13 protein-coding genes are annotated in these 11232 nt (G+C 71.5%); 7 read left to right on the forward strand and 6 right to left on the reverse strand.

The window, feature by feature from the left end:
- Nucleotides 1-5 precede the first annotated feature (5 nt).
- The 4 genes from H9I49_RS06055 to H9I49_RS06070 all read left to right on the forward strand — a co-directional run bounded on the left by H9I49_RS06055 (nt 6) and on the right by H9I49_RS06070 (nt 2263).
- Entirely contained in the window at nt 6-869 is an 864-nt protein-coding gene (locus H9I49_RS06055) for a DUF4097 family beta strand repeat-containing protein (RefSeq protein ID WP_188029365.1), read from the forward strand.
- Complete coding sequence (locus H9I49_RS06060) at nt 866-1138, forward strand: hypothetical protein (protein ID WP_188029366.1); 273 nt, start codon at nt 866-868, stop codon at nt 1136-1138. Before H9I49_RS06055 ends, H9I49_RS06060 begins: the two co-directional genes overlap by 4 nt.
- 98 nt (nt 1139-1236) lie before the next feature.
- On the forward strand, nt 1237-1860 hold the full coding sequence (locus H9I49_RS06065; protein WP_188029367.1) for an FMN-binding negative transcriptional regulator: 624 nt from the start codon (nt 1237-1239) through the stop codon (nt 1858-1860).
- Nucleotides 1861-1972: 112 nt separating this feature from the next.
- Nucleotides 1973-2263: a hypothetical protein gene (locus tag H9I49_RS06070; protein ID WP_188029368.1), complete on the forward strand. Its 291-nt coding sequence runs from the start codon at nt 1973-1975 to the stop codon at nt 2261-2263.
- A gap of 1 nt (nt 2264) precedes the next feature.
- On the opposite strand, the gene H9I49_RS06075 is transcribed toward H9I49_RS06070, so the two are convergent.
- The 4 genes from H9I49_RS06075 to H9I49_RS06090 form a co-directional block, all read right to left on the reverse strand.
- Nucleotides 2265-3947 (reverse strand): FAD-dependent oxidoreductase, encoded by a 1683-nt coding sequence (locus tag H9I49_RS06075; protein ID WP_188029643.1) that lies wholly within the window; start codon nt 3945-3947, stop codon nt 2265-2267.
- Between the two features lie 50 nt (nt 3948-3997).
- Nucleotides 3998-4837 carry a phosphatase PAP2 family protein gene (locus H9I49_RS06080; protein ID WP_188029369.1) on the reverse strand — a complete coding sequence of 280 codons (840 nt, stop codon included), beginning with the start codon at nt 4835-4837 and terminating at the stop codon, nt 3998-4000.
- Between the two features lie 381 nt (nt 4838-5218).
- Nucleotides 5219-5698, reverse strand: coding sequence for an iron chaperone (locus tag H9I49_RS06085; RefSeq protein WP_188029370.1), 480 nt, complete (start codon nt 5696-5698; stop codon nt 5219-5221).
- Nucleotides 5699-5809: 111 nt separating this feature from the next.
- Nucleotides 5810-6310 (reverse strand): CAP domain-containing protein, encoded by a 501-nt coding sequence (locus H9I49_RS06090; protein WP_188029371.1) that lies wholly within the window; start codon nt 6308-6310, stop codon nt 5810-5812.
- 126 nt (nt 6311-6436) lie between these two features.
- Between H9I49_RS06090 and H9I49_RS06095 the strand changes: the two genes are divergently transcribed.
- On the forward strand, nt 6437-7015 hold the full coding sequence (locus H9I49_RS06095) for a GNAT family N-acetyltransferase (RefSeq protein WP_188029372.1): 579 nt from the start codon (nt 6437-6439) through the stop codon (nt 7013-7015).
- A 9-nt stretch (nt 7016-7024) separates the two neighbouring features.
- Nucleotides 7025-7612, forward strand: coding sequence for a DNA-3-methyladenine glycosylase I (locus H9I49_RS06100; RefSeq protein WP_188029373.1), 588 nt, complete (start codon nt 7025-7027; stop codon nt 7610-7612).
- Between the two features lie 2 nt (nt 7613-7614).
- Here H9I49_RS06100 and H9I49_RS06105 read toward each other — a convergent pair whose 3' ends face one another.
- Entirely contained in the window at nt 7615-9171 is a 1557-nt protein-coding gene (locus tag H9I49_RS06105; protein ID WP_188029374.1) for an NAD(P)/FAD-dependent oxidoreductase, read from the reverse strand.
- A 36-nt stretch (nt 9172-9207) separates the two neighbouring features.
- Nucleotides 9208-10278, reverse strand: coding sequence for an SGNH/GDSL hydrolase family protein (locus H9I49_RS06110; RefSeq protein ID WP_188029375.1), 1071 nt, complete (start codon nt 10276-10278; stop codon nt 9208-9210).
- A gap of 244 nt (nt 10279-10522) precedes the next feature.
- Here H9I49_RS06110 and H9I49_RS06115 point away from each other — a divergent pair, with 244 nt between their 5' ends.
- Complete coding sequence (locus tag H9I49_RS06115; protein ID WP_188029376.1) at nt 10523-11206, forward strand: PH domain-containing protein; 684 nt, start codon at nt 10523-10525, stop codon at nt 11204-11206.
- Nucleotides 11207-11232: the final 26 nt, after the last annotated feature.

An 11232-nucleotide genomic window follows, 5' to 3' on the forward strand; every position in this document is an offset into this window, starting at 1 on the left:
TCGACATGGACAACCAGTACGAGCGCAACTTCGAGACGACAGGCCCGGTCAACCTCAAGGTCGAGCTGCTCGCGGGTGACGTCAAGCTCACCGCGACCGACACGACCGCCACGTCCGTGCGGCTCGTCCCGCGGGGACGGGGCGGTGAAGAGCTCGCCGAGCGCTTCACGGTCGAGGCACGAGGCAACGACGTCGTCGTCATCGCACCCAAGAAGGAGAGCCTCTTCGGCTTCAGCAAGGGCTCGGTCGACGTCGAGGTGGACCTGCCCGTGGGCAGCACCGTCGACGTCAGGACCGGATCCGGTGACGTCACGGCCTCCGGGCTGCTCGGCGACGTCCGGGCCGCCACCGGGTCGGGTGACCTCACCTTCCACGAGGTCGGCGAGGCTGACCTCAAGTCGGGCTCGGGTGACATCACCCTCCAGTCGACGACCGGCGACGCCGACATCAAGACGGGGTCGGGTGACGTCACCGTCGGCACGGCCGGGGGCCGGCTCGACCTCGTGTCGGGCAGCGGCGACATCAACCTGCGTCGGTCGGACGCGCCGGTCAAGGCCAAGACGGGGTCCGGCGACCTGCGCATCGGCGCCTCCACCGGCGACCTCGACCTCATGACGGGCACCGGCGACGTCACGCTCGCGGGCGTGCACGGCGGCGAGGTGCGGGCCAAGACCGGCACCGGAGACGTCAGCATCGGCGTCGCCAACGGCGTCGCGGCCTACCTCGACCTCAACACCGTCACCGGCGATGTCGGTATCGCCCTCGAGGAGGCGTCCGGCCCCGGCGACTCCGAGGCCCGGGCCAAGCTGGTGGTCCACTCCGGCAGCGGCGACATCCGGGTCAAGCGGGCGCAGGTGAGCCTCTCATGAGCACCGGGACCCTGAGCTTCACACCGCAGGAGGCACTGGCGCGCGAGCTGATCCTCGAGCGCTCGGCCGCCCGGCACCACGCGCCCAGGCAGGCGCCTCGCACCCGCCGGCACGTCCGCGCAGCCCTCCTGCTGCGCAGCCTCGCCGAGCGCCTCGACCCCTCGGCTGGGACGGCGGGCCGCCCCAGCCGACGGGCCCCGGTGCCCCACGCCCGAAGCCCGCGGCCGTGGTCGGCGGCGCCTCGTCGCACGCCGCACCGGCACACCTGACCGCTCCCGCACCGGAGCCCGCCGTCCTCCCTCGGTGGGCTCTGGTGCGTCGCGGGGAGTATGCCGTCCGGCGCGCGCCGGCGTGCGACGATCGGGTGATGTACGTCCCCCGACCGAACGCCATGGCCGAGCCCGAGGTCCGTGACTTCCTCGACGCACATCCGGCCGCCCACCTCGTCACCGTCGGTGCGGACGGGCGGCCCGACGCGACCCTGCTCCCGATCCTCGTCGACGGCGACCGGATCCTCGGGCACCTCGCACGGGCGAACGAGCAGTGGATGCGCATCGCAGCCGGATCGCCGGGTCTCGTCGTCGTCAGTGCGGCCGACGCGTACGTCTCTCCCGGCTGGTACGCCACGAAGGCGGAGCACGGCCGCGTCGTCCCCACGTGGAACTACTCCGAGGTGCACGTGCGGGGCGCCGTCACCGTGCACGACGACCCCGACTGGGTGCTCGACGTCGTCACGCGCCTCACCGAGCGGCACGAGTCGCGGCGCGACCGGCCGTGGGCGGTCACCGACGCCCCAGCGAAGTTCGTCCGCGGCCAGCTGCGTGCCATCGTCGGCATCGAGGTCGTCGTCACCTCGGTCGAGGGCAAGGCCAAGCTGAGCCAGAACCGCTCGGACGCCGACCGCGAAGGCACGATCGAGGGCCTGCGCGCCGAGGCGGAACCGGCGGCACATGCCGTCGCCGACGCCATGGAGCGCGCGCTGCACGGATGACCATCGGGTCGGGCGCGCCTGTGCGACAACGACGCTCGACATGTGTTCCACGCATGCTTCACGCATGACGCGGTCACAGACCCTCCACAGCCCCGGCCTCGACGCTCGAGACATGGACACGACACCTGACCCCCGCCTCGCCCCCTCTACCGTCCGCTCCACCCTCCGGCGCGGGCTCGGCGCCGCCGGTGCGGCGGTCGCCGTCGCCTTCGTCGGCACCACGGCCCTCGGCGCCGGGCAGGCACACGCGGCGGGTGTCGCGGGCGGCCTCACCCCTGCCCCCGCGCCGGCGCCGGCGCAGCACCCGCACCGCCACCACGCAGCCCACCCCGCGAACCTGCCGCCGGCGACGACGACGGCGTACCGCTACTCGTTCCGCGACGGGCTGCTCGTCGAGCTCTGACTCAGCGGGCGGGGTCGAGCCAGGCGTGCACGAGCGACACGACCGACGCGCCCTCCCCGCTGGCGGCAGCCACCCGCTTCATCGACCCCGCCCGGATGTCGCCGGCGGCGTAGACGCCCGGGACGGTCGTCTCGAGGCTCTCGGGCGGCAGGTCGCCCCGCCACCGGTCCTGGGGCACGTCGCGGCCCGTCAACACGAAGCCCCGCTCGTCGCGGGCCACGGCGTCGGGCAGCCAGTCGCAGTAGGGAGCGGCGCCGATGAGCAGGAACAGGCCTCGGCACTCGCGCCGGGTCTCCGTGCCGTCGCGGGTGTCGCGCACCGTGACCCAGCCGAGCCGGCCGTCGTCGCCGGGGCCGCCCTCGATGACCTCTGAGCAGCCCTGGACGGAGATCCTCGGGTTGTACTCGATCTCGCCGATCAGGTAGCTCGACATGGTCTCGGCGAGCTGCTCGCGCCGCACGAGGATGGTCACCGACCGGGCGAAGCGGGCGAGGTGGATGGCGGCCTGCCCGGCGGAGTTGCCGCCACCGACGACGATGACGTCGTAGCCCTCCATCTCTCGGGCGGCCGTCATGGCACTGCCGTAGTGCACGCCGAGCCCCACGAGCTTCTCGATTCCCGGGGCGTCGAGGCGGCGGTACTTGACCCCTGCCGAGACGACGACCGAGCGGGCGCGCACGTCGCCGCCGTCGGTGCACAGCAGGTGTGGGGTCGGCACACCGTCGTCGTCGACGGACCCGGGCTCGAAGGACGTGACCGGCCAGCCCGTGAAGAAGCGGGTGCCGAAGCGGATCGCCTGGTTGCGCGCCCGCTGAGCGAGCCGCATACCGGAGATGCCACGTGGGAAGCCGAGGTAGTTCCGGATCATCGACGACGTGCCGGCCTGGCCTCCGATCGCCTCGGACTCGAGGACGACGGTGCTCAGCCCCTCCGACGAGGCGTAGACCGCGGCCGCGAGCCCGGCGGGCCCGGCGCCGACTATCGCGACGTCGACCACCGTGTCGACGTCGATGTCGGCCGGCTGGCCGTAGATGCGCATCGCGACGTCGCGCACACTGTGGGCCACGCCGACCCGCTTGCCGAGGTCCATGACGAGGGGGTAGTCCGGCTCGCCCCCCTCGGCCGCGTGCAGCTCGATGACGTGTCGGCCCTTGTCGCTGTCGGGTGCGTAGACGCGGTTGGGCATCCCCATGCGGTCGAGGTAGTCGCGGATGCCGAGGGTCAGTGCGTCCTCGACGGGAGAGACGATGGCGACCGCGACGACCTCCGGCTCGGCGACGGTGGAGCCCCAGTCCGAGAGCAGCTCACAGATCGCGGTGTGGAACTCCTCGTCGCGGGCGCCGCGCGGCATCAGCAGGTATGCGTCGTACTTGCCCTTGGCCATGCCACCGCGCAGCCGTTCGGCGTCCTCCCGGAACATCGAGACGTGGGCCGCGATGACGCGGCGCGCCGTCGGCACGGTCCCGCGCCACCAGTGGAATGCCTCGAGCACCTCGGCGTCGGGCAGGCGTGACTCGGTGACGAACATGGCGACCTGACCGCCCTCGGCGATGACGCGCTTCGCGGCCACCTTGGCCTCGTGGGCGGACGTGGCTGTCTGCACGTCGTAGTCGCGGGTGTAGCGGCCGAACTCGTCGGCCAGCTCGGAGCATCGGGTCTCGGACACGAGGATGATCGCCGGCATCACCCGACCGATCCTAGGAGTACGCGGAGGGCGGCGCGTCGGGGTCGTGGTCAGGAACTCTCGAGAGCGGTCGCGGGGCGTTCGCGGAGGGTGAGCCAGAGGCGGTGCGCCGTGATGGCCGCGAGAGCCCAGGCGAGGCCGATGAGCCAGCCGGCGAGCACGTCGGTGAGCCAGTGGTGCCCCAGGAAGACGCGGGAGAGTCCCATCGTGACGACGAAGACGACGCCTGCGGCGATCGCGAGGGTGCGCTGCCAGGCGGCCGTCGACTCGATCAGGACCAGGTAGACGATCACCGTCGTCAGGACGGTCGCGTTGAGGGTGTGGCCGCTCGGGAACGACGGCGAGACCTCGAGCGGCGGCACGGCGAGGGTCGCCGGCGGCCGGGCCCGGTCGACGAAGTCCTTGCCGACGATCGTCATGGCGATGGAGCCGGCGGCCGCGACGACGGTCACGACGACCGGCGTCCAGCGGCGGCGGCGCCACGTGATGACCGCGACCGCGACCCCTGCCAGGATCGGCATGCCGACCGGCCCGCCCACGTCGGTGAAGCTCGTCACGGCCGAGTCGAGCCCTGGCGACCGGAGCGAGACCGCCGCGTCGAGGACCGGCTGGTCCACAGCTGTCACGCCGCTCCGCCCGACCACGCCCTCGTAGACGCTCTCGACGCCCTCGACGAGGGCGACCATGACGACCAGGGCGATGAGGGCGAAGACCACGAAGGCCACATGCGCCGACGACCAGGACGCGACGCGTTCGGCAAGGGGACGGCCGGCCCGGGCCAGGGCGGCGAAGACGCTGAGCAGCCAGCGGCCCAGACGGGTGTGCCACGCGGTGAGGTCGCGTGCGCCGATGGTGTCGTCGGGCGTCTGCGGTCGTCCGGTCTCTGGCATGGCACATCCTTACCCGAGCGGGCGGGCACCTCTTCCTCCGCATGCCTTGACCCAGTCGAACAGGTGTTCGAATGAAGTGGCAGGCGAGCACTGACGAGCAGGCGGACGACGATGACCAGGCCGGCCAGCTCGAACCACGTCACGGGCGCCTCCAGTGCTTCGGATGCCGTTGTCGACGTCGCCGATCTCGCTGACCTCCACCGCGGAGGCTCGGGCGACCCGGGCTCACGGACTCCGCACCTGACGAGCAGGCACCGCCTTCATCGCGGCCTGCACACGCACGGCCACTGGTGGGTCTCCCGCGGCGAGGAGGACACCCGCCGCCCTTCGGAGCGGTCGTGCCGACCCGCCCGGTCGGCCCGACCCGCCCGGTCGGCCCGGTCAGCCTGCGGCCTGCTTCACGAGAGCGGCGATCCGCTTCTCGACGGCCGGCGTCAGCTTCGTCAGGGCGAAGGCCGTCGGCCACATCTCGCCGTCGTCGAGGTTCGCCGGGTCGTTGAAGCCGAGGGTCGCGTACCTCGCCTTGAACTTCGCCGCATCCTGGAAGAAGCAGACGACCTTGCCGTCCTTGGCGTACGCCGGCATGCCGTACCAGAGCCGCGGTGCGAGCTCGGGCGTGCTGTCGGTGATGACCGCGTGCACCTTCTCGGCCATGCTGCGATCGGGCTCGGCCATCTCGGCGATCTTGCCGAGCACGGCCTGCACGTCCTCGGCCGCCTTGTCGGCGCCCTTGCGGCTCTTGGCGGCCTTGACCTCCCGGGCGCGCTCCTTGATGGCGGCGCGCTCCTCGGCTGTGAACGACCCCGCGTCGCCAGTCCTGGCTGTTGCGCGCTTGGCGGTGGGCTTCGTGGTCGCAGTCATCTCTGTCTCCCTGTTGATGGGTCCGCTGTACGAGTCCCATTCTGTAGAGCACCCACATCGCGCCGCTTCTCGAAAACTGATCGATGTTCGTGGCGCGTCGCGCGCGGTCGGTCAGCCGCCGAAGTCCTGGGTCCAGTAGTAGCCGTACGGTCCACCGATGGCCGAGCCGACACCGATGACGGTGTAGCGGCAGTTGAGAATGTTGGCGCGGTGGCCCGGGCTCTTCATCCAGGCCGTCATGACCGCCGACGCGGTCGGGTAGCCGGCGGCGATGTTCTCTCCGATGCGTGAACCGGTGTAGCCCTGGGCGCGGATCCGCTGTGCGAACGTGATGCCGTCGGGAGTCGTGTGCGAGAAGTAGCGGCGCCGGGCCATGTCGATCGAGTGCGCCTGAGCAGCACGCACGAGACGCAGGTCGACCTTGAGCGCGCGGCAGCCGGCCTTCGCGCGCTGGGCGTTGACGAGCTGGATCACCTGCTGCTGCCCTGTCAGGGTGGCGGCGTCGGCACTCTCGCGGGCCGCCGCGACGGGGCTCACGACCAGCAGGGCTGCTGCGCCCGCGACGAGAGCGGTGCGGCGTCGTCGTCGGTCGGGCGTGACGGTCAGGTCCATGGCTGCCTCCGAGCTTCTCGCGTATGGGGTGCCCTCACGGTACGTACGGCAGTGCCCTCATGGGGACGTAACGGACAAAACGCCCTCGGGTGCTTCGTTGTCGGTGACCGTGGCTAGCGTGGGTGCATGACCTTCGACGTCAGGCCGGCGACGCTCGCACGGTTCGACGACGTCGCGACGATGCTCGGTCCGAAGAACCCGACGTCGAACGTCTGCTGGTGCCTCAGCCACCGCGTCGACGCCAGGACCAACAAGGAGCTCGTGGGCCCGGAGCGCGCCGAGTACGTCCGCCGCCTCACCCGCCGGAAGGTCGCCCCCGGAGTGCTTGCCTACGACGGCGACGAGGTCGTCGGCTGGGCGGCCGTCGCGCCGAGGTCGGAGCTGCCGTTCGAACGCTCCACGAAGATTCCCCACGTCGACGACCTGCCGGTGTGGTCGATCTGGTGCATCCGCGTGCGCCCGGGCCACCGGGGGCGGGGCATCGCGCAGCCACTGCTCGAGGGCGCCGTCGAGTACGCCCGCACGAAGGGCGCGCCGGCTGTCGAGGGCTACCCCGTCGACAACCGCGGCGCGAAGGTCGACCTCACGATGGCCTACGTCGGCACCCGGACGCTCTTCGAGCGCGCAGGCTTCCACAAGGTCTCCGACACCGACTCCGTGTCGGGCGGCTTCGCCCGCGTCATCATGCGTCGCGAGCTGTCCTAGGGTCGCGGCATGACGGTCGTTGGCGCTGACGGGCTGGCCCGCCCCACCTGGGCCTCGGTCGACCCGCTCCTCATGGAGTACTACGACACCGAGTGGGGCATGCCGATCCGCGACGAGCGCGGACTGTACGAGCGGATCTGCCTCGAGGGCTTCCAGTCCGGCCTGTCCTGGGCGACGGTCCTGCGCAAGCGGCCGAACTTCCGGGCAGCGTTCGCCGACTTCGACCCCGACGTCGTCGCGACCTACACCGACGCCGACGTCGAACGGCTCCTCGGCGATGCCGGCATCATCCGCCACCGGGGCAAGATCACCGCGACGATCACCAACGCGAGGGCGACCATCGCCTTGCGTGAGGAAGGCGGCCTCGTGGACTTCGTCTGGGGCTTCCAGCCGGCCGACACGCCCCGTCCGCACGACCACTCCCAGGTGCCGACTGTGTCAGACGAGAGCAGGGCGTTGTCAAAGGCCTTGCGCAAGAAGGGCTTTGCCTTCGTCGGGCCGACGACCATGTATGCGTTGATGGAGGCTGTCGGGATCGTCGACACGCACCTCATGGGCAGCCACCGCCGTGGCAGCTCCAGGGTGTGGCCTGCCTGAGCTCAACCGAGGATCGCCCTGGCCGCGTTGTGGCCGGGGATGCCACTGACGCCGCCGCCGCGACGCGCTCCGGCCCCGCCGAGCAGCACGTTGTCGTATGCCGTCTCGACACCCCACGTGCCCACCTCGGAGTCACGCTCCGCCCACGGCCACTGCAGTGACCGGTGGAAGATGTTGCCGCCCGGCAGGCCGACGGACCGCTCGAGGTCGACGGGGCTCTTGACCTCGATGCAGGGGTTGCCCTCCGCGTCACGGGCGAGCACCGACTCGATCGGCTCGTCGAGCACGGAGTCGAGGGAGCGCAACGTCGCCTCGAGGGACTCCTTCGTCGCCGCATCGTTGTCGTCGCGGAAGAGACGCGCGGGCAGGTGCAGGCCGAAGAGCGTCAGGGTCTGCGCATCGGTGGTGGCCAGCTCCGGCCCCAGGATCGAGCGGTCCGACAGCGTGTGGCAGTAGATCTCGCACGGCGGGACGTCAGGGATGTGCCCGGCCCGGGCGGCGGCATACGCCTGCTCGAGCTGCACGTAGCCCTCGTTGACGTGGAAGGTCCCGGCGAACGCGGCGGCCGGGTCGACCGTGGTGTCGCGCAGGAGGGGCAGCCGGGTCAGCAGCATGTTGACCTTGAGCTGCGCACCCTCGACCTGGGGCTCCGTCTCGACGGGGTCGCCACCGGCCGCCGCGAGCAGGCGGTTGAGGACGGTCGGGGCGCACCCGGCGACGATCGACCGACCGATGGCGGTGCCGCTGCCGGCAGTGCCGCCGGCCCAGGCGACCTCGCCGGTCGACGGGTCCACCGACGTCACCTCGGCCCCGGTCTTGATCGTTGTGCCGGCCGAAACGGCTGCCGCCGCAAGGGAGTCCGTCAGCGCGCCCATGCCACCGACCGGCACGTCCCAGTCTCCCGTGCCGCCGCCGATGAGGTGGTAGAGGAAGCAGACGTTCGCCCGCAGGTCCTGGCCGCGGAGTGAGGCGAAGGTGCCGATCAGGGCGTCGGTGGCGATGATGCCGCGCAGCGTGTCGTCGTCGGTCACCGCTTCGATGAGCTCGCCCACGGGGCGGGTGGTGAGGGCGTCGAAGAGCGCGTCGTCGCCGGCCAGGGCGCGCATGTCCTCGAGCGACCGGAGCGGCTCGAGCACCGTCGGGAAGACGCGCTCGGCGACGCCGGCCATCCGCGCGTAGAAGTCGGTCCACCCCGCGTACGCCTCGTCACCCCCGGTCAGCGCGCGAAAGGCGGCCCGCGTCGCAGGCTCGTCGGCGCGGTCGACGAGGAGTCCGCGGCCCGGGTCGGCCGGCACCGGCGTGTACGACGAGTAGCGCCGCCGGATGAGCCGGACGTCGAGGTCGAGGTCGGTGATGACCTGTCGCGGCAGCAGCGACACGAGGTACGAGTAGCGCGACAGGCGTGCCTCGACCCCGGCGAAGGCGCGCGCAGACACGGCAGCACCGCCCACCTGGTCCGAACGCTCGAGGAGCAGGACGCTCCTTCCAGCACGGGCCAGGTAGGCGGCGGCCGTCAGGCCGTTGTGACCGGCCCCGATGATGACGTCGTCGTAGCGCACCCGGTCAGACTAGGTGCCGCGCCCGGGCAATGCCCTTCAGCGATACGCGGCGTCCTGCCTCGCCGAGTACGCGCGGTCGGCCGCGTCGATGCTGGCGCGGCTGCTGAGGTCGACCCCGGCGCGCGCTGCGGCGGCTCGTGCCTCGGGTGTCGTCAGGTCGGGAGCGACGAAGCGCTCGGGCGTGATCGTGCGGTCGGCGGCGGCATACCGCTGGGCGTCGCGGGCCAGCCGACCGGCCGAGGCCACGGCCTTCGCCTCGGCCCTCTTCGCCGACAGCGTCACCGCGACCCCGAAGGCCGGCTTCGTCACGACGGCGTAGCCGTCCCGGTGCCCGGCGACGTTGGGGTGGTAGCTCTCGCTGATCGGGCTGGACAGCCCGTTGATCCACTCCGGGCTGTCGCACACCGCGTGTCCGACGAACCTCGACGTCGGGTTGACGAAGGTGAAGCCCGCGCCCGCGGCGGCCGTCGCCGTGCGCGAGTTGAGCAGGTCGGCGGTCGCGTTGAGGCGGGACTCCTCGGTGGGGGAGAACCAGGTGAACGTGTTGCAGTCCTCGCCGTTGAAGATGCGGGGGTAGCCGACGACGATGACGCGGGCGTTCGGCGCCTTGGCGCGGATCGACGAGTAGAGCGTCGACAGCCGGCCGGGAAGCGTGTAGTTGATGATGCTCTGCGCCTCGTCGACGGCACCGTTGCAGTTGCTCATCCAGCCGGGCTGCGCGCACTCGGTCAGCACGTCGGCGAAGCCGGCGTCGTTGCCGCCGACCGAGATCGTCACGTATGCCGTGGTGCTCGACAGTGCCGACAGCTGGGTGTTCGTGACGTCGGCGACCCTGGCGCCGGAGCACGCGCGGAACGTCAGCGCCAGCCCGAGGGCCGAGGCGTCGAGGGACGGGTACGCGTAGACCGAGCGCTGGCAGGACGTGCCGTCGCTGATGTACGTGCGGGTGCCGGTGCCCGACGAGTACGAGTCGCCGAGGGCGACGTAGCTCGTGTCGGCCGCGACGGCGGGTGCGCCGAGCGCCAGGGCGGCACCGAGGCCGACGAGGGTGGTGAGGCCGGCCCCGAGGGCTCGCCTGCTGATGGACCTGACGGAACTGCTCTTCACGACACACTCCTTTGTGGGTGGAAGGCTGATGCCGAGCACTGCAGCGCGCCGGGGCGAGCTGCACCGGGGCGAGTGGCCCTCTCGTGGTGTGCCGTGGGTCACACGTCCCGTACTGGACAGTAGGCTCACCCGCCGGGCTCCGCGAGCCGAACCCTCCGCGCCGGATGCTGGTCCCGCCAGGGCGCGGGAGCCGCTACTAGGCTGAGGACGGCCGGCCGGAGGGCCGCAACGAGAGGAGGACACGATGGGGTTCCCCGAGAACGTGCTCGCCCGCGGTGAACGCGTCGAGCGCGACCTGCACCCGCACTGGCTGACCGTCGTCGTGCCGACGGTCCTGGGCCTGGTGCTGGCGGCGGCCTGCGTGCTCGCGGCGGTCTTCACGCCCGACGACGAGACGGGCAACCGCATCCAGTGGGTGGCGATCATCGTCCTTCTCGTCATCGCCGTCCCGGCCGTGGTCGTGCCCTACCTGCGCTGGCGCACGACGCACTACGTCATCACGTCGCACCGCGTCATGGTCCGGCGCGGCATCCTGACGAAGAACGGCAAGGACATCACTCTCTCGAAGATCACCGACGTGAGCTTCGAGCAGACCCTGCTCGACCGCATCATCCGTTCTGGGTCGCTCCACATCGAGTCGGCCGGCGACAGCCCCGACGAGAACCTCTCCTACATCCCGCGCAGCAACGAGGTCCAGCAGCTCATCAACCGCCTCGTCGACGAGGACGACCTGCGTCGTCGCCGCCACGGCAGCGGCACCGACGGCGCTGCGGAGGCGTCCTACGACCCGGGGCAGGAGTACGGCGACGACGACCTCGGCGAAGAGACGAGGGCCATCCCGCGCACTCGTCGCGACCCGCGCGACCGCCCCCCGCTCGCCGAGGAACGCCGACGCCGACCGCGCGAGATCCCGGACGAGCAGGCCTGACGCCCATGGCGTGAGACGACCGTGTG

It is taken from the genome of Terrabacter sp. MAHUQ-38, assembly GCF_014518425.1.
Taxonomy (GTDB): domain Bacteria; phylum Actinomycetota; class Actinomycetes; order Actinomycetales; family Dermatophilaceae; genus Terrabacter.